The sequence below is a fragment of the Rhodopseudomonas sp. BAL398 genome (assembly GCF_033001325.1).
In the GTDB taxonomy this organism is placed as follows: Bacteria; Pseudomonadota; Alphaproteobacteria; order Rhizobiales; family Xanthobacteraceae; genus JARJEH01.
Map to the genome: position 1 here is coordinate 2,884,936 of NZ_CP133111.1, position 24,641 is coordinate 2,909,576.

A 24,641-nucleotide genomic window follows, 5' to 3' on the forward strand; every position below is an offset into this window, starting at 1 on the left:
CTCTCGTTCCTCGGCATCATGGCGACCTTCCCGCCAATCGCACCGGCTCCAGATCAAGGATCTTGCCTCATGCTCGCCGCGCTTTCGATTCGCGCCAAAATAACGCTCGTCATCGGATTTCTGCTGTTCGTCGTGACCGGAATGGGGCTGCTTTCGGTCAGGAGCATGCAGGCAATCAACGCCAACGCTGTCGAGATCCAGGCCAATTGGCTGCCGAGCGTGCGCATCCTCGGCGATCTCTCTGACGGCGTCACGTCCTATCGAAGCATGATCCGCGCGCACATGTTGGCTGAAACCCTCGACGACAAGGCGGCTGTCGAAAAGCGACTGGAGAAGGGAGCCGAACTGGTAACGCGTATCCGGCAGACCTACGAGCGCTTGATCACCTCGGCGGAAGAGCGCGCGATCTCCGAAAGCTGGGCTGCGCAATGGGGGCGCTATCTAGCCGGCGCTCAGAACGTGATGGAGTTGTCGCGTAAGAGCGCCGGCGCGCTGCCGCGCGAGGCGTTGGCGTTGTACTCCGGCACGGTGCTTCCGCTCGCGATCAAGGGCGATGAAATTCTCAAGCAGGGCATCGATCTCAACAACAAGTACGCCGACGCCGCCGGCAAGGCGGCAACCGCGACCTACGAGTCGGCCTTCACGATCCAGGCGCTCCTGCTCGGCCTCGCGATTCTGGTCGGCGTCGGGGTCGGCGCCTATCTGATCCACGACGTCTCCAGCGGCATTGCCTCGATCGTGACGCCGATGCAGGCGCTGGGCAAGGGCGACCTGACGGCGGTGGTGCCTCACCGAGCCAACAGCAATGAAATCGGATCGATGGCGACGACGCTGCAGGTCTTTAAGGAGGCGCTGATCGCCAAGAAGGCCGCCGATGAGGCAGCGACGTTGGACGCCAGCGCCAAGATCGCACGCGCGCACCGCATCGACGACCTCACCCGGGCGTTCGAAACCCTGATCGGCGAACTCGTCGAGTCGCTGTCGTCGTCGTCGACCGAACTGGAATCCTCGGCCGGCAGCCTGACATCGACCGCAGTCCGCTCGCAGCAATTGGCGACGATGGTCGCCGCGGCGTCGGAAGAGGCGTCCACCAATGTGCAATCGGTGGCCTCGGCGACCGAGGAGATGTCGTCCTCGGTCAACGAGATCAGTCGCCAGGTGCAGGACTCCGCACGGATCGCCCATGAAGCGGTGGACCAGGCCAGAAACACCAATGACCGGGTCGCAGAATTGTCGCAGGCGGCCGGCCGGATCGGCGCCGTGGTCGAACTGATCAATACCATTGCCGGGCAGACCAATCTGTTGGCATTGAACGCCACCATCGAAGCCGCCCGCGCCGGCGAGGCTGGCCGCGGCTTTGCCGTCGTGGCCTCCGAAGTCAAGGCGCTGGCCGAGCAGACGGCGAAGGCGACAGGGGAGATCGGCCAACAGATCAGCGGGATTCAAGCGGCAACGCAGGGCTCGGTGTCGGCGATCAAGGAGATCAGCTCCACTATCGGACGGATGTCGGAGATCTCATCGACCATCGCCTCAGCGGTCGAAGAACAGGGTGCGGCGACACAGGAAATCTCCCGCAACGTGCAGCAGGCCGCCCAAGGCACCCAGCAGGTGAGCGCCAACATCGCCGATGTGCAGCGCGGCGCCAGCGAGACCGGGTCGGCCTCGGCGCAAGTCCACGCCGCAGCGCAGTCGCTGTCCCGCGACAGCAGCCGGCTGAAGGTCGAAGTCGGCAAGTTCCTGGATAACGTACGAGCGGCGTGAGTCAATTTGCCACCTGCGAAGTGATGCGCTGCACGATGTTCTGATATTTCGAAACGCTGGTCGAATTATATCTAAGTTTCCCTAGATTCGACCGACATGCGCCTACTACCTCATTATGTTCGATTGGCAGATCTTCTCTAGCGGGTGCAGTTCGGGCCGGCGCGACGACAGCAAGATTAGCATGATGTTGTTCGGTATGCCGGGGCTCGCCGCAGTGTGGCCCGGCGCGGTCCATTAACTGCACTGCCCACGCGCCCGCAGCGACTGACCGACACCTCGTTGAGATGCAGCTGTGAGATGCAACTGCATGGCTTTCGGTTGTGCCAGCGCAGCGCTTACGTCGTGCGCGAAACTTCAAGGGTACGAGTCCGCGCTCGCTTTCCCTCGATAGGGCCGCTCGACCGCCTGTCTCAAGATCACAATCTTCAGCGAAGAACCGTATTACGTCGTCCGAAAACTGCGGCCGTTTTCCCCGCCAATGCGGCATCCGTTCCGTTCGACCGCTCGCATTCGCCTGCGTCAATGTGGTGACCGTCAATATTGAATTAGCGCAGAAACTGCCTGAAGCGCACCCATGAGACCAGAAAGAGGGTGCCCCCGATCAGGGTCAGCGCGAACAATTGCGGCCACACAACGTCCAGTCCGGCGCCCCGAAACAGAATGGACTGCGCGAGGATCACGAAATGGGTGTTCGGAGCAGCAAGCATCAGGGTCTGAATGATTTCGGGCATGCTCTCGCGCGGCGTGAGGCTGCCTGACAGGGCCTGCAGCGGCATCAGGATCAGCATCAGCAGCAGCCCGAATTGCGGCATGGTGCCGGCCATGGTCGCCAGAAAGATCCCCATGCAGGTGGTGGCGAACAGGTGAAGGGCCGCGCCGAACAGGAACAGCGTCACCGAACCTCCGATCGGCACCGCAAGGATCCCCTGCACGATCACCAGCAGCGACACCGTAGACGCAAGCAAAACGATTACGCCCATCGACCAGATCTTGCTGGCCATGATCTCGACCGGCGTCACCGGCATCACCAGCAGATGCTCGAGGGTGCCGTGCTCGCGCTCTCGGATCAGCGCAGCGCCGGTCAGGATGATGGACAGCATGGTAATGGAATTTATGACCTCGTTGATCGCGCCGAACCAGCCCTTGTTAAGTTCAGGATTGAAACGGGCCCGCAGCGCAAGGTCGATGGGAACGGTGGCCGTGCCCCGATAGTGCTTCAGGAATTCGGCGACCTCGCTTGAGACGATGGACTGAATATAGGCGCCGCCGGTAAAGGCCTGGGACATGCGGGTCGCATCGACGTTGAGCTGCAGCGTGGGTGACTTGGCGCGCATGAGATCGCGCTGAAAATTTGGCGGAATATCGAGCGCGAAGGTGTCGAAACCCGAGTCCATGCGCGCGTCCATTTCGGGCTGTGTGATCAGCTTCGGGATTGCAAAATACGGCGGATTGAATGCTGCAATGATCCGCGACGACACCGGCGACTGATCCTCGTCAACCACCGAAATCGCCGCGCGGTTCAGCGTCTCGCGCAGCGCCGTCGATGCCGTGTAGATCTGAAATGTGAAAGCGTAGAGGATCAGGATCAGCATCATCGGATCGCTGACCAACCCCCGAAATTCCTTGATGCCAAGCTGAACAATGTTGGCCGAGCGCATGCTCAATTCGCCTGCTTCTTGAGGAGCATCGAACTCAGTCCCAGCAGCACCGGGATCATGATCAGCAGCGGCACAAACGAACCGGACAGGTCGCCGAAATCCAGCGCCTTTGAGAAAGTCCCGCGCGTGATGTTGACAAAATAGGTCGTGGGATAAATTCGCCCGATCAACGCGCCGGCGCCCTGCAGCGACGACACCGGGTCCATCAGCCCTGAATATTGCATCGCAGGAATCAAAGTAATGATAGCGGTTCCAAAAATCGCGGCGATCTGGCTGCTCATGAAAATCGAGATCATCAACCCCATTGCGGTCGTCGTCGTGACGTAGAGCAGTGCGCCGCTCGCAAGGGCCAGCAGGCCGCCGGTGAACGGAACGCGGAACACGAAAATGGCGAAGGCCGTCAACAACACGAAGTTCAGCATGCCGAGCGCGATATAGGGCAATTGCTTGCCGATCAAGAATTCGAGCCGCGTCACCGGCGTGGTGTAGAAATTGACGATTGATCCCAGTTCCTTCTCGCGAACCACGCTGAGCACAGCGAGCATGGCCGGTATCAACAGCAGCAGCAGCGGGATCACCGCCGGCGCCATCGCCACCAGACTCTTGACGTCCGGATTATAGCGGTAACGGATCTCCAGGTTGTAGCTGCCGGCGACGGCGGCGGCGCCATACTGCTCTGTCGCCTTCTGAGTCAGCCAGCTTGCATGCATCGCCTGAACATAACCGCGCGCGGTTTCCGCCCGCGTGGGCATCGCGCCGTCGATCCAGCCTCCGATCTCGACGTTCTTCCCGCGCGCCACGTCGCGGCCGAAGCCCGGCGGAATTTCGATCGCCAGGCTCAGCTCACCGCTGCGCATGCGTCGATCGAGATCGGCATAATCCGTGATCGGAGCCTTTTCCTTGAAGTAGCGCGACCCGGCGATTTGCAGGATATAGTCGCGGCTGATCGTGGTGTCGTCGCGGTCCAGCGCTGCGAATGTCAGATTCTCGATATCCATGTTGATGCCATAACCTAGCACGAACATCAGAATGACACTGCCGATGGTGGCCAGCGTGGCGCGAATCGGATCGCGGCGCAGTTCAAGGGCTTCGCGGCGGGTGTAGGCAAACATGCGCCGCGGATCGAACAACCGCTGCCACGCACCTGGCTTTGCGAACATGCCTGCTTCGGCTTTCTTCTCGGCGGCGGCGGCAATCGGCCCGATATCCGGTGCAACGCTTGCGGTTTGACCTATCGCGGCTTCCAGGCAGGCAATAAAGGCCGCTTCCAGCGAATCGGCGGAACGGCTTTCGACAATGTTTTTCGGCGAATCGCTGACCAGCACCTTGCCGGCATGCATCAGCGAGATCCGGTCGCAGCGCTCGGCCTCGTTCATGAAGTGGGTCGAGATGAAGATGGTGACGTTGTCCGTGCGCGACAGGTCGGACAGGATTCGCCAGAAGCCGTCGCGTGCGATCGGGTCGACGCCGGAGGTGGGCTCGTCGAGAATCAGGATGGCAGGAGAATGAATCACCGCGACGGCGAGGGAAAGCCGTTGGCGGATTCCCAAAGGCAGGGGATCCGGCAACGAGTCAATATAGTTTGCGAGATCGAAACGTTGCGCCATCTCGTCGATGCGGTACGCAATCTTTTCGACAGGCATGCCGAACAGCCGCGCATGAAGATCGAGATTCTGGCGGACGGTGAGTTCGGAATACAGCGAGAACGCTTGCGACATGTAACCGACGCGGTGCCGCACCGCCATGTCGTTCGGGTCGACTTCCTGTCCAAATAGCTTGGCCGTGCCTTCACTGGCGGGCAGCAGTCCGGTCAGCATCTTCATGGTCGTGGTCTTGCCGCAACCGTTCGAGCCGAGAAATCCGAAGATCTCGCCACGGCCGATCCGAAAACTCACGTCATCGACGGCGGTGAAATCATCGAACCGCATGGTGAGGTGCTCGGCTTCGATGGCAATGTCGTCGTCGACGCCAACGGGACGCGGCGGAATCACGACCTCGGCGTAGCCGCGGCGCTGCTGCTCCGGAAGCAGCGCGATGAAGGCGGCGTCGAGCGTGGCGGCGCCGGTCTGCCTCAGCAGTTCGGCCGGAGCGCCGGTGGCGAGAACCCGGCCAGCATCCATCGCCGCCAGCCAATCGAAGCGCGCGGCCTCTTCCATGTAGGCCGTCGCAACGATGACGCTCATGCCGGCGCGTTCGGCGCGAATTCTGTCGATGAGTTCCCAGAACTGGCGGCGTGACAGCGGGTCAACGCCGGTGGTGGGCTCGTCCAGGATCAGAAGATCGGGATCGTGGATCAAGGCGCAACACAGGCCCAGCTTCTGCTTCATGCCGCCCGAAAGCTTGCCCGCCGGGCGGTCTGCAAAAGCCGCCAGACCGGTGCTTTGCAGGAGTTCACGAATTCGACGCTCCCGCTCCTCCTTGCCCTGGCCGAACAACCGTCCGAAGAAATCGACATTGTCGAATACCGACAGCGTCGGATAGAGGTTCTTGCCGAGCCCCTGCGGCATGTAGGCGATCCGCGGACAAACCGAGCGACGATGGGCGGTATCGGCCATATCGCCGCCGAGCACCGCCACGGTTCCAGTCTGGATGGCGCGCGCGCCTGCGATCAGCGACAACAGGCTGGACTTTCCCACGCCATCGGGGCCAATCAAGCCGACCATGCAACCGGCGGGCACGTCGAGCGTGATGCCCTGAAGCGCGTGGTTGCCGCCATAGGCAAGATCGACCGCGGCAAGACGCACGACGGGTTGAGTCGATCCGACCAGCCCGGCGGCGGACGTTTGAACGGTCATTGGGCAAGCGTTCCGTTGAGATTGGCCGGCCATTCCGCCTTCGGATCAAACTTGACATAGGCCATGCCGGGAAGACCAGTTTTGACCTGCTGGATGTACTTCTTCAACAGCGCCGGCGAGATGTGCGCCTTCACCCTGAACATCAGCTTCTGCCGCTCTTCTTCGGTCTCGACGGTCTTCGGCGTGAACTGGGCGACGTCCGCCACGAAGGTCGCCTTGGCAGGAATGACGACTTGCGGGACGGCATCAAGCACGAGCCGGACCTCGGCTCCGATCGGTATCCGTCCGACCTGCGCGGTCGGCAGGAAGAACGTCATGTAGACATCGCCGAGATCAACCAGATTGAGCACCCGCCCGCCGGCGGACAGCACTTCACCCGGCTGCACGACCCGGTATTGCACGCGACCGTCGCGAGGCGATTTCAGAATCGCATCGTTGATGTCGACGGTGATGCTTTCGACCGCCGCCTGGGTCGCATCGACGGATGCTCCGGCATCGATCACCTGCGCATTGGCGGCGCTGATGGCGGCCTCGGCCGCCGCGAGTTGCGCCTGAGCCGCTGCGACGGCAGCCTTCGCACCCTCGGCGTTCGCCCGATCGTCATCGAGAACCTGCTGCGACACTGCACTGGTGGTGATCAGCCGCTCCGAGCGCCCGAGCTTTCTCTGGATCGAATCGAGCTGCGCCTCACGCTGGGCGATGACTGCGATGGCGGCGGTGCGTTCGGCAGCTCTTTGCGCGACGAGGCTCTTGGCCGTGTCAACACTGACGATCGCCCGATGATGCTGGGCGATCGCCTGTCGGCGCTGCGCTTCCAGTTGATCGGTGTCCATGCGGGCGAGCACCTGGCCGGCCGTCACGAAATCACCTTCGTTGACCAGGATTTCCCGGATCCGCCCCGGCGTCTTGGTGGCGATGTCGATCTCCGTCGCTTCGATACGGCCATTGCCGCTGGCAATGCCTTGCGGAAGACTGCTCCTGCCGAACTCTTTCCAGACAAAATAGCCACCGCCGCCGACCAGCACGACCAGCAACGCGGCGATCCACGGCCGTTTGAAATCCTTCATCGTCATCGATCGGCCTCTATGTCACGGTTTTCGGTCGTTGCTATTGCACTCACCGTGCGGCTGCAATTCGAGACGCGGAGGGCGCCTCGTTGTTATCGGCAGGAGGAGATTGCGACCAGACGTGGCCGCTTCGGGCTCTGTCGTAGCCGTATTGGAACAGCTCGCGCATGTAGTCGGTATCGAATCCGGCGGGCGACAACGGTCTGTCGCCTTCGACATAGGTCAGGTTGAATCCGAGTTTATTCCGCCGCGCGAAGGCGTAAGTGTCGTAAAGGATCGATCGCATCTGCGTCTTCAACATGGTCGAGGACGATCGTGCGGCAATCGCGACGGTGCTGTTGGTAACGAGCTGGAATTCCCGCTCAACCTTGTTGTTGATCAGGATGAACAGCTGCAAATTTTCCGGTTTGGCCGGAGTCGCGTTACGGAGCAGGAAAGCCTCGGGGAGGGTCAGGACGGGCGCGGTGACGCCACCATCGATATGCATCTCCTGAAATTGGCTGCCGTTCGCTGCGGCAGTGATCAGCATCGGCTCAAACACCACCGGCACACTTGCCGAAGCGGCGACGACGTCCTGGAACAGACGCAACGAGGCCGGCGTCCCAAGCGAAGCGATACGCCCCATGTCCCAAATCACGGTGCGCTGGGAGTCGATATTCGTCGTCACGATCGCAAGTTGCCGGCCTTTGGCGTATTCAACGGCGACTGCAGCGACGACGTTGGCATCGTAGTATTTGGCGGCCAGGTCGCGCATTCTCGCGTTTCCGAACAGACCCGAACCGAAAATAGCCTTCAACGGGTTGGGGTCTTCGAGCAGACTTGCGGCAATGCCGCTGGTGTAGATTTCGCGCAGCGTTGCGTCGTATTCAGAACCGAGAAACGCGAATGGCGCGATCAATGCGCCGGTGCTGACGCCAGACACGACTGAGAATGACGGGCGCGTGCCCGCCTCCGACCAGCCGTTTAGGACGCCAGCGCCATAGGCGCCATCCGCTCCGCCGCCCGATAGCGCCAGGTAGGTCCGCGGGCCACGCAGCACCGCCTGGTGATTGGTCTGCATGAATTTGCCGGCCGGCTCATCGGCATTGCGACGCAGGTCGACAAGATCAAGGACCCGCGCAGAGGAAGCATCCGCGACGCTATATGGCGTCCTGGGCAGAGACGAGCATCCGGCGACGAGAAGGCCGAGCGTCGCAACGAGAACCGGCAGGGCGGTGGATCGAAGACGAGGATGATGCATGGCGGGCCTTTTTTGTTAACCGCTTCAGGGCAGGACGGCGTGCTACGACGCCACGCAGTGGCGCAAACCCCGTTGTTTGCCGGATTTAACGATGCTCCGATATGACATTGCGTCCTCGGCCTGCGGTCGACGGTCACTGCGCATGGCAAGGCTCGCCTGACTTCAACCCAGAGCGTCTTTCGTCAGACCGCAGGCCTGACTGAGCTTGGCGGAGCGTGCCTCGGCGTTGGCTTTGACGATACTCTGATTGCTTGCACGCTCGTCGGGAGCAAGCGTCACAGCATCGACAGGCGTTTCGCCTGGCTTGTCGGCGTCTTGCGGCGCCCGGACGTATTCGGCGTTGAGCTGCTCGATGTTCGCGATCTGGCGACCGGTCAGCTTGGCAATCTCGTCGCCCTCGGAGTAGCCGTTGCAGCTCCGCAGCACTTGGCCGCCGAGCGCGTGCATCTGAGTGTTAAGAGGGCCCAACCGATCTTCAGAAATCTCAGCCACGATGGCGGTCGCGCCGGGCTTGAGCGCGTCGGCGGCCTCTTGGCAAAAACTGTCCAAGACGCCCGCATCCGACAGACCGCCATGGCCGCCCACCGGGACTCCAATCAAACGGCTCGCCAAACCGCTGACCGCAGATCCAACGGCGCCGCCCGATGCAGGGGCCATCAGGGAGACAGTTCCAGCAAGATCCTTGGCAATGACAGCTTGGCTGAACAGCACCAAGCTGTTGTCGGCTTGCAGCTCGGTGAGAACGCGCGACGCTTCATTTGCCTTCGCTTGGTCCCCGAAAATGATAACGGCAAACTTGCTCATCGAGGTCCCTCCCAGGGACAGATGCGAGTTGCGGATTGTCGACCACGGGGCGAAAAGGTGTGAGACAAACATCAGCACCAATTCAACTATCGTTGATTAAAAGCAATGCGTGAAAATGTCAATGTGGCGGCCCTTGCCGCATCGGCCGAGGAGATTCACAGAATGGCGGCGAAGGTGGCTGTGAAGCGTCGGGGACGCCCACGAAAAACGGAACAGCCGAAATCGGTGGCGATCCTGCAAGCTGCGCTCGCGGCGTTCGCGGGCCACGGCTTCGATGGCACCAACCTTCGGCAGATTGCGACGGAGGCCGAGATCGACGTGGCGCTCATCCCGCATCAGTTCGGCTCAAAGCTAGGGTTGTGGCGTGCGGTCGTCGACGACATCGCCGAGCGCACCCTACCCGATTTCCGCTCGATCATCGAACGGGGGGCCCCAGAAACATCCGCCGGCGAAACGCTTCAACTGGCGATGGCGCGCATGATCGATCATCTCTGCGATACGCCACAGTTGGCGATGTTCGTGGTGAACGAAGTCGGCGAACAGGGTGAACGGTTCGAATATGTGTATGACCGCCTGGTGCGGCCCATGCATGATCTACTCTTGCCGCCGATTCGCGCGGCTCACGCCTCCGGTGCCATCAAGGACGTCAACCCCGACTTTTTCTTTGCCACGTTCACGGCCGCCATCTCTATGACGGTCGTGATGCGCCCGTTCATCGCCCGGTTTTCCAGTCATGCGAAAAAGGAACAAGCGTTTCGTCGCGAGTTGAAACGGGCGTTGTTGGCGGTCGGGTTCGCTTAGGGTACCCTACGCCCGGGTCCGCAATCCACCAGAACAGGTCAAAGCCCCGCCGGGCCTTGACCTTCGATGAGTTTGCGTCATCAGTCACCGACTGATTGCGCGGCCGCGAGCAGCTCTGCTGCCTAGCCGAGCTTGGCAAAGCTGTCCGTGATCGCTTTCCAGGTGCGCTGCTGGACCGCATGCGCCTCGGCGATCGCGCTTTGGATAGCCTTCCAGGATTCGTCTCCCGCGTTGGAGGCCTGCCCGAATTTGGCCTCCACCTTCGCGGCCGCTTCACTCAGCCGAGCGGCGGCGGCGTCGGCTTCGATCCGGGCCCGCTCGACCGTTTCAGATGCGGCAGCCTGGATCGTGGCGAGCGATTTCTGCCATGTCACACGTTGCGCAGCCGCGCGTGCTGCAAAGGCGTTCTTCACGGTGTCGGCCTGCGACGCCGCGGCGGCCAAATAGGTCTGAAGCCCAAGCTCCACCTCGGTCCACTTGGCCAACAGCGCTGCGTAGGTTTCTTCGCCGGCGTCCGCTGTCTGCGCACGCAGCACATCGGCGTTCCTGCTGAACTCGTTTCGCGCCGTCGCGATCCGTGCCAACGCGCGCTCCGCCTCGATGCGGGCGGCGCTGCTCAGGCTCTTTGCGGATTCTTCGAGCGAAGCAAGCGTCGCATCGATCTCGTCGAGCTTCTGCTTGGTCCACTCCAATTGCTCATGGGCAAGGCTGGTTTTCAACATGTCATTAATCCTCCAGGGGCGGGTCGGATATTATTCATCATATGTTGATTAGATGTGACAGCTAGTTCCGCAATCAAGAGGGCGAACGTCGACCTTCAAAAAGAAAGACGGAAAGGTATATCAGCGCCCTCAGCGCGGAGCCGTTGCAGAACCTCGTCAATTTTACCGTTGCCATTCTACCGTGATCTCATGACCGTCGTGAGGACGCCTCAACCAACATCAGATAGTCTTTGTGGAGTGCGACCGGCGTGCGCGAACGATCGAGTTGAATGCGCACCACACTGGGATAGCGGCTTAGTCCCACTACGGTGCCGCGTTGCTCCGCGTATCTTGGATGCCGCTCGGCTCCAAGCGGACTCATACAAACCCGGTCGCCCATTGCGAAGCGCTCTTCCAGCTCTTGCTTGATGCCCGCTTTGGCTGAGGCCTTCGTCCGCGAAATCGTCATGCTGCCGTTTCTCCCCCATTATCATTGTCGGCATTCGCTGCCTTGGCGGCAGCTCTGAATTGCCAACCGCAGCAACACCGCAGTGTGATCAATCAGTGGGCGATCAGCATCGGAATGGTCGCCAATTTGAGTAGCGATCGCGTCACGCCGCCGAACACCGCCTCGCGAACCCGGGCATGACTGTAGGCACCAAGTACAATGAGATCGAAGCCGCCATGCACGGCGTGTTGCAAGATCACGTCGGCGATCGGGGATCCGTTGGAATCGATCTGCTCGGTCGTGACATGCGCGCCATGTCTGCTGAGATAGACCGCAACGTCGGCGCCGGGATTCTCGCCATGCAGACGATTCTTGGCAGAATCGATTACGACAATCGAAACCGACTGCGCCGCCGACAGCAGGGGCAACGAATCCGTAATCGCGCGCCTCGCCTCACGGCTGGCATTCCACGCCAACAGCACCCGCTGCGCAACGGCTCCCGACGGCCAACCGTCGGGCACGATCAGAAACGGAATTCCGGTGGCGAGCAACAGGCCTTCGGCCGACGAATAGAGCGGCAGCCCGCCGGGCCGCGGATGACCGACGATCACCAGATCGGCGTGCAGGCAATGCAACTTGGTATCGTCGGACTCGATCTCGCGGATGATCCTGAATTCGTAGGTGATGTCGGCGCTATTGGTCGCGGTGTTGAAGTTTCGGCTCGCGACACTGGTGGTCTCAATGGCGTTGGCGTCGTGCAGTTCGATCAGCCGACGCATCGCGTCGCGGCCGCGGACATAGGCATTTGCCGGGATCGGCCCGTCGGAGGACGCCACGAAAATGCCGATTAGATGCGCGCCATGACGCCGCGCCAACTCGACAGCGTAGCGGGCCCGCGTGGCGCCGGCGTTCGATGGCTCCACGAAGACCACAATGTTCTTAAGCCCCATCGACAGTTCCTCTATCCACGTCGTTCACGTCGTTCGGTTACCGGTTGGGCGGATGCGGCGCGACCGCGGTGGTCTCGCCCGGCTTGCGCCGGAAGCGCGCCGCCCGTTCGCGCAGCGTCTGAAAGGTCACGTAGAGCATCGGAATGACGAAGATGCCGAGCAGGCTCGCCGCCAGCATCCCGGCGAACACCGGCGTCGAGACGCTACGACGCGCGATCTTTGCGGCACCGTCGGCCCAGACCAGCGGCGCAAGACCGGCGATGAAGGCGATCGACGTCATCATCACCGCGCGAAACCGCAGCTTCGCCCCGGTCTCGGCCGCCTCGATGATGCTGGCTCCGGCTTCGCGCTGCTCCTTGGCGAATTCGACGATCAGGATGCCGTTTTTCGCGGCCATCGCGATCAGCACCACCAGCCCGATCTGGGCATAGAGATCGAGCGCCAGCCCACTGACCAGAAGACCGAAAAACGCGCCAAGCACGCCGACCGTGACCGACAGCAGCACCGGGATCGGAATGACCCAGCTTTCGTACAGCGCGACCAGAAACAGGTAGGCGAACAGCACCGCAAGCGCCAAAATCACCGGGGTCTGGCCGCCCACCTTCTGCTCCTGGAAAGAGGTCCCGGTCCATTCGAAGGCGTATCCGGACGGCAGCGTATTGGCTGCGACCTTCTCCATCGCCGCCATCGCGTCGCCGGACGAAACTCCCGGCGCGGTGGATCCCATCACGGTGACCGAGCGATAATTGTTGTAGCGCGTGATCACCGCCGGTCCGACCACGGTACGTACCGAGGCCACCGCTTGCAAGGGGACCATGGTGCCCTTGGCGTTGCGGACATAGATGCTCCAAAGCGCCGACAGATCGCGTCGGTCCTCGGACTCCGCCTGGATGTTGACCTGCCAGGTCCGACCATAGAGATTGAAGTTGTTGACGTAGTAACCGCCGAGCGTCGCCTGTAGCGACGTGAAGATGTCGTTGATACCGAGCCCGAGCGCCTCGGCCTTTTCCCGATCGATATCGAGATAGATCGACGGCGAACTCGCCGCGTAGGTCGAGAACACCCGCGCGAGCTTCGGATCCTGATTGGCGGCGGCCAGCAGTCCCAGCGTGACATTGCCCATGGTGGCGAAGTCGCCGCCCGCAAGATTCTCGAGCTGTATTTCGAATCCGCCGCTGGTCGAAAGTCCGATCACCGGCGGCAGATTGAACGGGATGACGGTCGCGGCCTTGATCTGCGTCGCCGCACCGAAGGTCTTGGCGATCAGCGCCTGCGCCGAGTCCATCGCGCCGCGGCGATTCTCGAACGGCTTCAGGGTGACGATCACCAGGGCACTGTTGGACGCGCCGTATTGGTCGAGAATGGAGAATCCCACCACCGCGATGGTATCCTTGACCTGGGGCATCTTGCCCAGAATATCCTCGAGCTGCGCCACCGCCCTGCTGGTGCGTTCCACCGAGGCGCTTTCCGGAAGCTGGATGTTGATGAAGAAAGCGCCCTGGTCTTCCTCGGGCAGGAAGCCGGTCGGAGTGATGCGCGACAACAAGCCGGACCCGAGCGCGCAGCCGCCGACCAAAAGCAGCGAGATCGCCGCCATCCGCAGCGACTTGTGCACCACGAAGGCGTAGCCGTTGCGCACCTTGTCGATGCCGTGACCGATCCGCGCTAGCGCGCCGCGATGCGGCGAATGCCTCAGGAACACCGCGCACAGCGCCGGCGACAGCGTCAGCGCGTTGATTGCGGAAACAAACATTGCCGCGCTGATCGTCACGGCGAACTGCCGGAATAATTCGCCGGAAATCCCCGGGATGAATCCAATCGGCACGAACACCGAGAACAGCACCATGGTAATCGCGATGATCGGCCCGGTGACCTGCCGCATCGCCTTCTTGGTGGCGTCGGCGGCGGAAATCTCCGGCTCCTCCTCCATGATTCGCTCGACGTTTTCCACCACCACGATGGCGTCGTCGACGACGATGCCGATGGCGAGAACCAGCGCCAGCAGCGAAATCGTATTGATCGAATAGCCGAGCACCAGCAGGACGGCGTAGGAGGCAATGATGCTGACCGGCACCGCGATCACCGGCACGATGGTGGCGCGCAAATTGCCGAGGAAGACGAACACCACGATCGCGACCAGGATGAACGCCTCGACCAGCGTCTTCAACACCTCATCCACGGTCTCGTTGACGATGGTAGTGGCGTCGTAGATCGACCGAACCTTCAATCCCGCCGGAACCCGGCCGCGGATTTTGTCGAGCGTGGCATTGACCGCGGTCGACGCGTTGAGCGCATTGGCCCCCGGCGCCAGGTAGATGCCGATCGCGACCGACGGCGAAGTGTTGAGGCGGGCCTCGACGTCCTCGTTCTGCGCCCCCATCTCGACCCGAGCGACGTCGCCGACCCGCAACACCGAGCCGTCCGGATTGGCGCGGATCACGACGTTCTTGAACTGCTCGGGCGAGGACAGCCGGCCCTGGGTCTGCACATTAATCTGAAGCTGCTGATTCGAGCTCACCGGGCGGGCGCCGATGCGGCCGACCGGCGCTTGAATGTTCTGGCTCTGGATCGCCTTGACCACGTCTGACGGCACCAGCCCGAGGCTGGTGAGCCGGATGGTGTCGAACCAGATCCGCATCGAATAATTCAGACGGCCGAACAGCGACGCCGATCCGACGCCCGGGGTCCGCGCCAGTTCGTCGAGCACGTTGATGGTGGCGAAGTTGGTCATGAACAGTGGATCGTACTTGCCGTCGCTGGACAGCATCACGACCTGCAGAATCGACGACGACTTCTTCTTGACGGTGACGCCCTGCAGCTGCACCTCGGCGGGCAATTGCGACAGCGAGGTCTGCACGCGGTTGTTGACGTTGACCGTGTTGATGTCGGGGTTGCTGCCGAGTTCGAACGAGACCGTCAGCGTGTAGCTGCCGTCGTTGCCGCTCGACGACTTCATGTAGATCATCTTGTCGACGCCGATGATCTGCGCTTCGAGCGGCTGCGCCACGGTCGACTCCAGCACCTCCGCCGAGGCGCCGGGATACAGCGTGGTGACCTGGACCTGCGGCGGCACGATGTCGGGAAGCTGGGCGACCGGGATGCGGGTCAGCGCCAACAGTCCGACGATCGTCATCAGGATGGCGATGACGATGGCAAAGCGCGGTCGATCGACGAAAATAGCGGAGAACATCGACCTAACCCGGGGTCTGGTGCGCGCCGGCATCGCCGGATGAGACTGGATCCGGCTTCACCGGCGTGTCGGCGCGAACCCGTTGCACGCCTTCGACGACTACCTGCTCGCCCGCGCTCAGCCCCTGCTCGACCGACGCCCATTCCGGCGTCGAAGGACCGAGCTGCAGATCGCGGCGCCGCGCCACGTTGCCTGCATCGATCACATAGGCGTAGCTGCCACGCTGGTCCGACAGCACCGCTTGCCGAGGCACCGCGACGACTTGCACCGGCTCGGCGTCCTCCAGCAAGACGGTGACCAGCGCGCCGTTGATCAGTTCGCGAGGAAATTTTCCATCTTTCTGCTCGCCCAGCGGCGGATTGGGGATCGTCGCCCGCAACAGGATGGTGTCAGTGTCCTGCGCAACATTGATGTCGATGAAGGTGACTTCACCGTCGCGGTCGTAGAGTCGTCCGTCCGGCAGCCTCAGCCGGACCTTCAAGGCGGCGAAGCCGTCCTTGATCAGCTTTGAGCGAAGCGTCATCACCCGCCGCGTCGCAACCGGAAACACGACGTACATTGGATCCTGGCTGACGATCGTCGTCAGCGGCCCGCTGGTGGGGCCGACCAGATTGCCTACCTTGGTCCCGGCGCGGCCGATCCGACCGTCGATCGGCGAGCGGATTTCGGTGTAGTCGAGGTTGATCTCGGCCTGGCGCAATTGCGCTTCGGCGGCGCGCAACTGCCCGGCGGCGGTGAGCTTGTTGGCCCGCGCGGTATCGACCGAGCTTTGCATCCCGGCCGGTCCCTCCAGCAGCTTCTGCGAGCGGGCCAGGGTGATGCCGGCGTTTTCCAGCTGGGCTTTGGCCTGATCGATCGCGGCGTGGGCGGTCTCAACCGCGGCTTCGTAGGTCCCGCGCTCGAGCCGGTACAACAGCTGACCGGCCTTGACCTCGGCCCCTTCGGTGAACAGTCGCTGTTCAAGGAAGCCCGAGACCCGAGCCACGATCTCGACGCGCTCAGCCGCTTCGACCCGCCCGGTGATCTGCTCTTTTTGCGCCACCGGGCGTAACGCTGCGGGCGCAACGCCGACCGCTGGCGGGCCGGATGGCCCCATTTGCGCCGACGCGACCATCGGGGCAGCCCCGACAACCAGAACGAAAGCAGCCCACACCAGAGCGGGGCGCAATGCGATATTCATATGGCCTCTCGATCCCGCTGCCGGCAGCGGAAATGACTTGAATGGGCTTTACATACGTTTAGTATGTATGTCAATGGATGAGGTAAAGACGCCATGCGGCGGACGAAACTGGAAGCAGAAACAACGCGCGAGACCATACTCGCGGTGGCCGAGCGGCTGTTCCTCGAAAGCGGCGTCACCGAGGTGTCGCTGGAGCAGATCGCCGTGGCGGCCGGGTTCACCCGGGGGGCGGTGCATTGGCATTTCCAGAACAAGCAGGGGCTGCTGCTAGCGTTGCTGGACCGGATGGGCCTTCCGCTCGAACAACTCGCCGGTCAGCTCGAGATCGACGATACCCTCGACCCGATGGACGAACTGGTCCGCGACATGACCGGGCGGCTCTGCGAGCTGGAGATGGATCCGAAACGCAAGCGGCTCTCCACCTACCTGGTCAATTTCGCCGCGGTCGAAGCGCCCGAGCGCCAGCGCAACTTCGACCGCAAATTCAGATCCTCGGTCACCATCATTTTTCGTTTGGCCGAGAAACGCGGCCGGCTGGCGCCGCACTGGCGGCCGGAGATCGCCGCGCTAGCCTTCTGCGGCATGGTGATGGGCCTGATCAATCAATGGCTGAACGGCGAGACCGAGTTCGACATGCGCAATGACGTCACCGCGGCTGTGCGGGCTTTTTCGTCCTCGCTGCGGGCGCAGCCCGACGATCCAAAAAGACCAGGAGCTTAGGGACATCAGAAGCCGAATTCGGCGGATGCAATAAATCGCCGATCCTTGCGTCATCCAACCAACTGCATTGCCACGCAGCGGCGTTGCGCATCGCGCGCCGAACCGCCTGCATGCGGCACCGCTCGCCGCTGCGTCGGCGGCGCGCATTTGAAAGGGATTTCGTGATGTCGCTTGGCCGGCTTCTTCTGATCATCCAACATGTCGCGTTGGGACTGGCTGTCGCCGTCGTATTCGGCCTGCTGTTCGGCTGGGTGGTGATGGTGGCGTGGAACGCCGTCGTTCCCGACCTGCTGGCGATGCCTGCCCTCACCTACTGGCAAGCGTTCGCGATGCTGGTGTTGACCCGCGTTCTGGTCGGCAGCTTCAACCATGGATCGCATGGCCACAAGACGCGACCGTGCACGCCGTCGCGGTCTTCATCCGCTTCCGATGCGACGCTGTATGCCGCGTGGTGGGAAAAAGAGGGCAAGCCCGCGTTCGAAGCCTACGCGGCTCGCCACCTCGCCGGCGATGGGGGCGCGGGTGACGCCGAGTGACAACCGACTCGCCGACGCTGCGCCCGACGTCGACAGGATTCGGCATCAGGTCGCGGACGTCGTGCGCCGCGATCGCGGCCGCCTGCTCCGCTTCGTGCATGCGAAGCTGTCTGGCGCCTCCGATCTGGATGCCGAGGATGTCGTTGCGGACACCGTGCTGCGGTTGATCGAGCGGGCCGATCTGCTCACCGAGGTCGAGAACGTGACGGCCTATCTGTTCCGGGCGCTGGCGAATGGCGTGATCGACCGGATTCGCCGCCGTCGCGAGCTGACACCAGTGCCCGAGGAGTTTGAAGATCCCGCACTCGGGCCGGAACAGACGCTGGAACAGACGCAGCTTCGACGCCGGCTGCGCGCCGCGCTGGACCGGTTGCCGCCAGCGCAGCGGGCGGTTTGGATCGCCGTCGAGATCGAGGGCGTGCCGTTCCGCGAACTCGCCGCGCAATGGAATGAACCGATCGGCACGCTGCTGTCGCGCAAGAACCGGGCAACCAAGTCGTTGCGGCAATGGCTGGCGGAGGACGCGACGTGATCACCGACGCGGACCGTTCAATCCGTCAATCAGGAGAACCCAAGATGTTCGATGCTGACAGTGTGGCCATCCACCAATTCAACTTCACGCGCTGGCTCCGCCGCTTGGATATCGAACTCGACCAGATCACCGGCGGCATCGGCCTGACCCGTAACGACTTCGCCGACTGGCGCTACGCCGTGGCCTTCACGAATGGCATAGCCCCGCGGCAGGCCGCAATCGACATGCTGGCCGAGGACCACAACGGCCACGGCTATCTGCGACACGCCGACATCGACATCATCTGAAGCTTTAGAGAAAGGACGACCATGAACACCACCAAAGCCTTCATCTTCACCAGCCGCCTATTTGGAATTCTCGCGCTGTGCGTCGGCATCGCCTATTGGCTAGGCTACGACGTTCCGCTGGAATTGCACATGGGGCTCGGCGTGCTGCTGGTTATCGCCGTGTGGGGACTTGCCGCGCTCGCGCGTGAACAGGCCACGCAGCTGGCGCTGATCGCCGCGCTATGGGCCGCTATCGTTCCGGTGCTCGGCTTGTTGCAGGTGCATCTGCCGCTCGGGGAAACATCCTGGTTGCTGCGCGTGCTCCACGTTGTGGCAGGCGTCGGCGCAATCGGTCTCGCCGAGGTCCTCAACAAGCGGATCAAGAGGATCGCCATCACCGGCTGAACCGCAACCGTGCCGGTGCTGCTGCGACGTCGGCCGCACCGGATGCGGTGGCAACCAAATGGCGCGACTTATTATATTGCACACAATTTTATTGTACGATATTTAACTGCGGCAATTCAAAACGGGAGACCCATCATGAGTGCACTCTATTCCACGAAGGTCACGGCGATCGGCGGTCGCGCCGGCAGCGTTCGCAGCGACGATGGTTTGCTGTCGCTTTCACTGGCTCTTCCGAAGGCGCTGGGCGGCAAGGGCGACGCGACCAACCCCGAGCAGCTGTTCGCCGCCGGCTACGCCGCCTGTTTCGAAAACGCCGTCATCCACGTGGCACGCGCCAAGAGCGTCAAGGTCGCCGACGCCGATATCGAAGTCGTGGCCGAGGTCGGCCTCGCGCCGAACGGCAGCGGCGGATTCGTGCTGTCCGTGACGCTGAACGTCACCATCGCAGGCCTCGAACAATCGGTCGCCGAAGCGATCGTGGCGGCGGCGCATGCTACGTGCCCATATTCGAATGCGGTGCGCGGCAATATCGACGTCGTGATCACGGTGACGACACGCTGAATGCAACCCGTCGCTTCGCCCGCGCTCCGAAGGAGTACCGATGGCAAAACAGTCGGACCATCCGCTGCGCCTCGACCGCCAGGTCTGCTTTCTGCTCTATGCCTCATCCAACCTGGTGACCCGCCTCTATCGACCGGTGCTCGCCAAACTCGGTCTGAGCTATCCACAATATCTCGTCATGCTGGTGCTCTGGGACTCACCGTCGCAGAGCGTCGGTGACCTCGGGGCGAAGCTGTATCTCGACAGCGGCACGTTGACGCCGCTGCTGAAGCGGATGGAAACCGCCGGGCTGCTGACCCGGCGGCGCGACGCGGACGATGAACGCCGGGTTCTCGTTGAACTGACCGATGCCGGCCGCGCGCTACGCAAGCGTGCCAGCGTGGTGCCGCAGTCGCTCGCCCAGGGCCTGGATTTCGACCCCACCGCAGTCGAGACGCTTCGGGAAACCCTGCAGGACATCATCGCAATGCTGGCAAACCGTCCGCCCTCCCTGGAGAAATGACTCATGCTGACCGTCCACCATCTCGGACTATCGCAATCCGAGCGCATCGTCTGGCTGTGCGAAGAACTGGACATTCCCTATCGCCTTGAAGTCTATCAACGCGATCCGCAAACCCGCATGGCGCCCCCCGAATACAAGGCGCTGCATCCGATGCAGATCTCGCCGGTCATCGCCGACGGCGATCTCGTGCTGGCGGAATCCGGCGCGATCATCGAATACATCCTGGCCAAATACGGACACGGGCGGCTGAAGGTTGCCCCGGACGATCCGGCATTTGCCGACTATCTGTTCTGGTTCCATTTCGTCAACGGCACATTGATGCCCAGCGAGTCGATCGAGATGCTGGGAGCCGGTATCAGCGGCGCCGATCAGCTCGGAGTCGGAATCGGTTCGGACCATCCGTTTGTCGCGGTCTACACCGCGCGAACCGACCGCGGCTTTGCGATGATCGAACAGCGGCTCGGCAAGGTGCCCTATTTGGCCGGCGCGGACTTCTCTGCGGCTGACATCATCATGTTGTTTGCCTTGACGACGATGCGTGCGTTCACCGGACGCCGTCTTGACGATTATCCCAATATCCGCGGCTATCTTGCACGCATCGGTGGACGTCCGGCGTATCAACGTGCGATGACAAAGGGAGATCCCGAGCTCTCGCCGATGCTGAGTTGATGGATCCCGGCGGCACAATGTGACGTTGACGCCCACGAGAGAACGCTCGGCTAAACGACCGAACGTTCAATGCTATATTGGCACGCTGGCTGGCTTCGAAACGCAGGAGCTCCGAGGACGCTCTTGCGCTTTGGCTAGAAAGCTCTCGACGAGGGAGGCGAGCGCCGGCTTTTCTCAGCTGGATCGACCGATATCTCCTTCAAAGCGCCGTCGGAGACGACGACCACGAGGAAGATCAGCCGACCGTCGGCGCGGCTCAATCCAGCGCCGACAGCTTTTCCCGCGCCGTATTTTTCCGCAACGGCGACCGCCTCGGCCAAATCAAACCGAGCGCGCTTTAGATCGGCAATATTGCTCCTGTCCTCGGCGTCCAGCTGCGAAGCCGGTAGCGAGCCGTCGCTGACAATTGTCCGGGTCGAGGCATCGATCGCGCCATTCCAGATTTCGCCGTTGCGATAGGCCTTGACGTGATAGATCGGCCTCTTCGCCTGCCCGTCGAAGCTGATATCGACGACCTTCGCGCCTGCCAGATACCGCTCAACGGCCGCAATGCCGTCTCGTGCCGAGACGCTCACTTGATCGAAGGCTTCCAGTTCGCTCTGCACCGACAATGTCTGCCCTTGCTCGGACTCCGACGACGAGTCTGCACGCTCAGCCGCGCTATGGGCGGTCGCCGAGATCGGACCCAGCGCAAGCGTCAGAACAAGGAGCAACTGGCCGGTCATTTTCATGAAATCATCTCGAGATTTGACCACGGCAGGCCCCGCTTGGAGCCGCCAGGCGGATCCGGCATATAATCAACTAATGTTGATTAATATGGACGCTTGTGATTTTGAGTCAAGGCGCAAGCCGGATAATTCGGGCAACTGCGGCGACGAGGTTAAACGCCACGCCGGGAAACGCGAAAGCTCGAACCTAGCTCTCGCTTCGCAACGCCCGGCAATTTTTCTTATCTTCCCATACAGCGGCGACGCCGGCTCTTGTTCGATTATGGAACTATCAACGGTCGGGGGCGTCATAAAGGCCTCGCTTGAAATAGATGCGGCATGATGTAAACGATACTGTACCGTTTTTGGAAAGGTTGGAAATGGCGTCGGAGCTGGCTGACCGGAACCCGCCCGCCAGGAAATCTGGCTCCCACGACCAGGAGCAGGCTCCCCCACCAACCGACCACGACGATACGCAGGGTAAGTCGGAACCCTCGATGCTGTCGAATCCCTGGTTACGTTGGGGATTGATCACCGCTGCGATCCTGCTGCTACTCGGCGGCACCGGCTATGGCTGGTATTGGTGGACCACGGGTAGCTATTTTCAAAGCACCAATGACGCGTATCTCAAGGCGGATCAGGTCTCGATTGCGCCGAACGTCTCGGGCTATCTGGTTGGGGTACCGGTGGTCCAAAACCAGACGATCGCGGCTGGCGATCAACTGGCGAAGATCGACGACCGTTCCTACCGTGTTCGAGTTGAGCAGGCCAAGGCCCAACTCGATCAGGCAAGGGCCGGCAAAGCCCGCGCGGAAGCCGAGTTGAACCGACAATACGCCCAGATCGAACAGGCGAATGCTCAGCTTGGGCAATCGGAGGTGAGCCTGGCTTTTGCCGAGAACCAGGTCGCGCGTTATCGGCCGTTGGCAGCGAGCGGCGCCGAAGCGACCGAGCGTTACGACCAGATCCGAAACCAGCGCGATCAGGCACGCGCCCAGGTCGCCCTGAACAACGCGCAGGTCGAGTCGGCGCGTCGGATGGTCCCGTCGACCGAAGCGCAAATTGCCGAAGCGCAAGCCGCGATCGAGCAGGCCGAGGCCCAGCTTCATCAGATGCAAATCGATCTGGACAACACGGTGGTGGTCAGCCCGATCGCGGGCCGCGTCGGCGACCTGACTGCGCGCATCGGCCAGTTCGTACAGCCGGGGATGCGGATGATGACGGTCGTGCCGCTCCATGATCTTTACCTTGAGGCGAATTATAAGGAGACCCAGATCGGCCTGATGCGGGTCGGCCAGCCGGCGACCATCGAAGTCGATGCCCTGCCCAACGAGAAACTCCACGGCGAAGTGCTGAGCTTCTCACCCGGCACAGGTTCGGAATTCTCGTTGCTGCCGCCGCAGAATGCGACCGGCAATTTCACCAAGGTGGTGCAGCGCGTGCCCGTGCGAATCCGGATTGATGCCGGCCCGGAGGCGCGCAAGGTGCTGGTGCCCGGACTGTCGATCGTGGTGGACGTCGATACCCGCAACGCCAAGGCCGACATCAACCGCCAAAGGGGAGAACTGCAGGACAGCCGGAAGGGCGCGCAATGACCGGTCCGGCCGAAGCCAGTTCAACGCCGCAGCGCGCCGATCTCACCGCATGGCTGGCCGTCGGAGCCGGGACGATCGGCGCGTTGATGGCGACGCTCGACATCTCGATCGTCAACGCGTCGCTACCACAAATCCAGGGTGAGGTCGGGGCCAGCGAATCCGAAGGCACTTGGATCTCGACCGCTTATCTGGTCGCCGAAATCATCATGATTCCGCTGGCCGGCTGGTTCGAGCGTCTGCTCTCGCTGCGGATCTTCCTGCTCGTCGTCACGGTGGGTTTCGTGCTGTCCTCGATGCTGTGCGGGACCTCGACAACACTCGTTTCGATGATCACCGGCCGCATCGGCCAGGGCTTTGCCGGCGGCGCGATGATCCCCACGGCGCTCACCATCGTGGCAAAACGTCTGCCGCCGGACCAGCGCCCGATCGGCATCGCCTTGTTCGGATTGACCGCGGTGCTCGGTCCGGTGCTAGGTCCGATCATCGGTGGCTGGCTGACGGAAAACGTCAGCTGGCACTACGCATTCTTCCTCAACCTGCCGGTCGGCATCGGACTGGTTGGACTGCTGTTGTTGGGGCTTCCCTTCGAACGCATGCATTGGCGCGAGGTCGCGCAAGCGGATTGGCTTGGCATCATCGGCATGGCCATCGGCTTGGGCTGCCTCACCGTTGTGCTCGAGGAAGGCCAGCGCGAGCGTTGGTTCGAGTCGAACTTCATCATACTGTTAAGTCTGGCCTCCCTGCTCGGCTTCGGTCTGTTGACGGCGGGTCAATTGGTGAGCCGCAATCCGGTCATCGACCTTCGCATCATTTTCCAGCGAAGCTTCGGCGGGGTGTTCCTGATGAGCCTCGTGGTCGGCGGAGCGCTCTACGGCATCCTGTATCTGATCCCGCAATTCCTTAGCAAGATCGCCGGGTACAACGCCGAACAAGCCGGCTACGTCGCGCTGCTCAGCGGCATTCCGACGCTATTGATGATGCCGCTATTTCCATTTCTGGTGCGGCGGCTCGACGTGCGGATCGCGATTGGATTCGGGCTTTTTCTCTACGGCATCAGCTGCCTGTTAAACGCCGGCCTGTCACCTGAATCCTCGGGCATCGACTTCCTATTTGCGCAGATCCTGCGCGGCTTTGCGCAGTTCTTTACGCTGGTCTTCCTCAATCAAGCGGCGACCAGCTCCGTCAGCCAGGACAAGGTCGAGGACGCGTCGGGCCTGTTCAATGCAGCGCGCAACCTCGGCGGTTCGATGGCGCTGGCGATGATCTCGACCCTGCAGGAGCGCCGGACCACCCTGCATGTCGATCGGATTTCCGAAGCGCTGAGCGGCAATTCCGTCAGAGTGCAGGAGCTGATCGCCGGCTTCGGCGCGCGCGTCGAGGACGTGCAACGCGGCATGCAGGCCCTCGGCCAGGCGATCCGCCTGCAGGCAACGGTCATCACATTCTCCGATCAGTTCTTCGTCTTGGGCGTCATCCTGCTTGTGACCATTCCGCTGGTCGTGTTGCTGCGGCCGTTGCCGAAGGATGCCGGCGTTTCGGTAGGGTGAGGTAAG

The 24,641-nt window shown here is 62.1% G+C and carries 24 protein-coding genes; 13 read left to right on the plus strand and 11 right to left on the minus strand.

Annotated features, from left to right (window positions below):
* Window positions 1–69 precede the first annotated feature (69 nt).
* Window positions 70–1,761 (plus strand): methyl-accepting chemotaxis protein, encoded by a 1,692-nt coding sequence (locus RBJ75_RS13650; RefSeq protein ID WP_044407419.1) that lies wholly within the window; start codon window positions 70–72, stop codon window positions 1,759–1,761.
* Window positions 1,762–2,306: 545 nt separating this feature from the next.
* On the opposite strand, the gene RBJ75_RS13655 is transcribed toward RBJ75_RS13650, so the two are convergent.
* From RBJ75_RS13655 to RBJ75_RS13675, 5 genes are all read right to left on the minus strand, one after another.
* Entirely contained in the window at window positions 2,307–3,419 is a 1,113-nt protein-coding gene (locus RBJ75_RS13655) for an ABC transporter permease (RefSeq protein WP_044407416.1), read from the minus strand.
* A gap of 2 nt (window positions 3,420–3,421) precedes the next feature.
* On the minus strand, window positions 3,422–6,214 hold the full coding sequence (rbbA, locus tag RBJ75_RS13660; protein WP_044407413.1) for a ribosome-associated ATPase/putative transporter RbbA: 2,793 nt from the start codon (window positions 6,212–6,214) through the stop codon (window positions 3,422–3,424).
* Entirely contained in the window at window positions 6,211–7,287 is a 1,077-nt protein-coding gene (locus tag RBJ75_RS13665) for an HlyD family secretion protein (protein WP_044407410.1), read from the minus strand. Before RBJ75_RS13665 ends, rbbA begins: the two co-directional genes overlap by 4 nt.
* A 43-nt stretch (window positions 7,288–7,330) precedes the next feature.
* Window positions 7,331–8,521, minus strand: a complete 1,191-nt coding sequence (locus tag RBJ75_RS13670; RefSeq protein ID WP_044407407.1) for a patatin-like phospholipase family protein — start codon at window positions 8,519–8,521, stop codon at window positions 7,331–7,333.
* Between the two features lie 162 nt (window positions 8,522–8,683).
* Window positions 8,684–9,325 carry a hypothetical protein gene (locus RBJ75_RS13675; protein WP_276156364.1) on the minus strand — a complete coding sequence of 214 codons (642 nt, stop codon included), beginning with the start codon at window positions 9,323–9,325 and terminating at the stop codon, window positions 8,684–8,686.
* Window positions 9,326–9,430: 105 nt separating this feature from the next.
* On the opposite strand from RBJ75_RS13675, the gene RBJ75_RS13680 reads away from it, so the two are divergent.
* Window positions 9,431–10,126, plus strand: a complete 696-nt coding sequence (locus RBJ75_RS13680; RefSeq protein ID WP_044405730.1) for a TetR/AcrR family transcriptional regulator — start codon at window positions 9,431–9,433, stop codon at window positions 10,124–10,126.
* Between the two features lie 122 nt (window positions 10,127–10,248).
* Here the strand turns inward: RBJ75_RS13680 and RBJ75_RS13685 are convergent, their stop codons facing one another.
* The 5 genes from RBJ75_RS13685 to RBJ75_RS13705 all read right to left on the minus strand — a co-directional run bounded on the left by RBJ75_RS13685 (window position 10,249) and on the right by RBJ75_RS13705 (window position 16,595).
* Window positions 10,249–10,848: a hypothetical protein gene (locus RBJ75_RS13685; RefSeq protein WP_044405732.1), complete on the minus strand. Its 600-nt coding sequence runs from the start codon at window positions 10,846–10,848 to the stop codon at window positions 10,249–10,251.
* A 187-nt stretch (window positions 10,849–11,035) separates the two neighbouring features.
* Window positions 11,036–11,296 carry a hypothetical protein gene (locus tag RBJ75_RS13690; protein ID WP_080900864.1) on the minus strand — a complete coding sequence of 87 codons (261 nt, stop codon included), beginning with the start codon at window positions 11,294–11,296 and terminating at the stop codon, window positions 11,036–11,038.
* Between the two features lie 92 nt (window positions 11,297–11,388).
* Window positions 11,389–12,225, minus strand: a complete 837-nt coding sequence (locus RBJ75_RS13695) for a universal stress protein (RefSeq protein ID WP_011159629.1) — start codon at window positions 12,223–12,225, stop codon at window positions 11,389–11,391.
* Between the two features lie 37 nt (window positions 12,226–12,262).
* Window positions 12,263–15,415 (minus strand): efflux RND transporter permease subunit, encoded by a 3,153-nt coding sequence (locus RBJ75_RS13700; protein ID WP_044405737.1) that lies wholly within the window; start codon window positions 15,413–15,415, stop codon window positions 12,263–12,265.
* A 4-nt stretch (window positions 15,416–15,419) separates the two neighbouring features.
* Window positions 15,420–16,595: an efflux RND transporter periplasmic adaptor subunit gene (locus RBJ75_RS13705; RefSeq protein ID WP_044405739.1), complete on the minus strand. Its 1,176-nt coding sequence runs from the start codon at window positions 16,593–16,595 to the stop codon at window positions 15,420–15,422.
* 93 nt (window positions 16,596–16,688) lie between these two features.
* On the opposite strand from RBJ75_RS13705, the gene RBJ75_RS13710 reads away from it, so the two are divergent.
* The 8 genes from RBJ75_RS13710 to RBJ75_RS13745 all read left to right on the plus strand — a co-directional run bounded on the left by RBJ75_RS13710 (window position 16,689) and on the right by RBJ75_RS13745 (window position 20,786).
* The gene (locus tag RBJ75_RS13710) at window positions 16,689–17,315 is read left to right on the plus strand and encodes a TetR family transcriptional regulator (RefSeq protein WP_011159632.1); all 627 of its coding nucleotides are present in this window, start codon (window positions 16,689–16,691) and stop codon (window positions 17,313–17,315) included.
* 110 nt (window positions 17,316–17,425) lie between these two features.
* On the plus strand, window positions 17,426–17,851 hold the full coding sequence (locus tag RBJ75_RS13715; RefSeq protein WP_206741307.1) for a hypothetical protein: 426 nt from the start codon (window positions 17,426–17,428) through the stop codon (window positions 17,849–17,851).
* Window positions 17,826–18,383 carry an RNA polymerase sigma factor gene (locus tag RBJ75_RS13720; RefSeq protein WP_234707309.1) on the plus strand — a complete coding sequence of 186 codons (558 nt, stop codon included), beginning with the start codon at window positions 17,826–17,828 and terminating at the stop codon, window positions 18,381–18,383. The genes RBJ75_RS13715 and RBJ75_RS13720 overlap by 26 nt, the downstream gene beginning before the upstream one ends.
* A gap of 44 nt (window positions 18,384–18,427) precedes the next feature.
* The gene (locus RBJ75_RS13725; RefSeq protein WP_044405748.1) at window positions 18,428–18,670 is read left to right on the plus strand and encodes a hypothetical protein; all 243 of its coding nucleotides are present in this window, start codon (window positions 18,428–18,430) and stop codon (window positions 18,668–18,670) included.
* Window positions 18,671–18,691: 21 nt separating this feature from the next.
* A complete protein-coding gene (locus RBJ75_RS13730; protein ID WP_044405750.1) occupies window positions 18,692–19,054 on the plus strand; it encodes a hypothetical protein in 363 nt (120 codons plus the stop codon).
* A 135-nt stretch (window positions 19,055–19,189) separates the two neighbouring features.
* Window positions 19,190–19,615 (plus strand): organic hydroperoxide resistance protein, encoded by a 426-nt coding sequence (locus RBJ75_RS13735; protein WP_044405752.1) that lies wholly within the window; start codon window positions 19,190–19,192, stop codon window positions 19,613–19,615.
* A gap of 40 nt (window positions 19,616–19,655) precedes the next feature.
* Window positions 19,656–20,117 (plus strand): MarR family winged helix-turn-helix transcriptional regulator, encoded by a 462-nt coding sequence (locus tag RBJ75_RS13740; protein ID WP_044405754.1) that lies wholly within the window; start codon window positions 19,656–19,658, stop codon window positions 20,115–20,117.
* 3 nt (window positions 20,118–20,120) lie between these two features.
* Entirely contained in the window at window positions 20,121–20,786 is a 666-nt protein-coding gene (locus tag RBJ75_RS13745) for a glutathione S-transferase family protein (RefSeq protein ID WP_044405756.1), read from the plus strand.
* A gap of 134 nt (window positions 20,787–20,920) precedes the next feature.
* Here the strand turns inward: RBJ75_RS13745 and RBJ75_RS13750 are convergent, their stop codons facing one another.
* Window positions 20,921–21,517 carry a hypothetical protein gene (locus tag RBJ75_RS13750; protein WP_052628812.1) on the minus strand — a complete coding sequence of 199 codons (597 nt, stop codon included), beginning with the start codon at window positions 21,515–21,517 and terminating at the stop codon, window positions 20,921–20,923.
* Between RBJ75_RS13750 and RBJ75_RS13755 the strand changes: the two genes are divergently transcribed.
* From RBJ75_RS13755 to RBJ75_RS13765, 3 genes are read left to right on the plus strand one after another with little or no spacing between them, the layout of a single operon-like run.
* On the plus strand, window positions 21,516–21,836 hold the full coding sequence (locus RBJ75_RS13755) for a hypothetical protein (RefSeq protein ID WP_152647588.1): 321 nt from the start codon (window positions 21,516–21,518) through the stop codon (window positions 21,834–21,836). The genes RBJ75_RS13750 and RBJ75_RS13755 overlap by 2 nt on opposite strands.
* A 37-nt stretch (window positions 21,837–21,873) precedes the next feature.
* On the plus strand, window positions 21,874–23,088 hold the full coding sequence (locus RBJ75_RS13760; RefSeq protein ID WP_052628813.1) for an HlyD family secretion protein: 1,215 nt from the start codon (window positions 21,874–21,876) through the stop codon (window positions 23,086–23,088).
* Entirely contained in the window at window positions 23,085–24,635 is a 1,551-nt protein-coding gene (locus tag RBJ75_RS13765; RefSeq protein ID WP_044405760.1) for a DHA2 family efflux MFS transporter permease subunit, read from the plus strand. The genes RBJ75_RS13760 and RBJ75_RS13765 overlap by 4 nt, the downstream gene beginning before the upstream one ends.
* The last annotated feature ends 6 nt before the right edge of the window (window positions 24,636–24,641 follow it).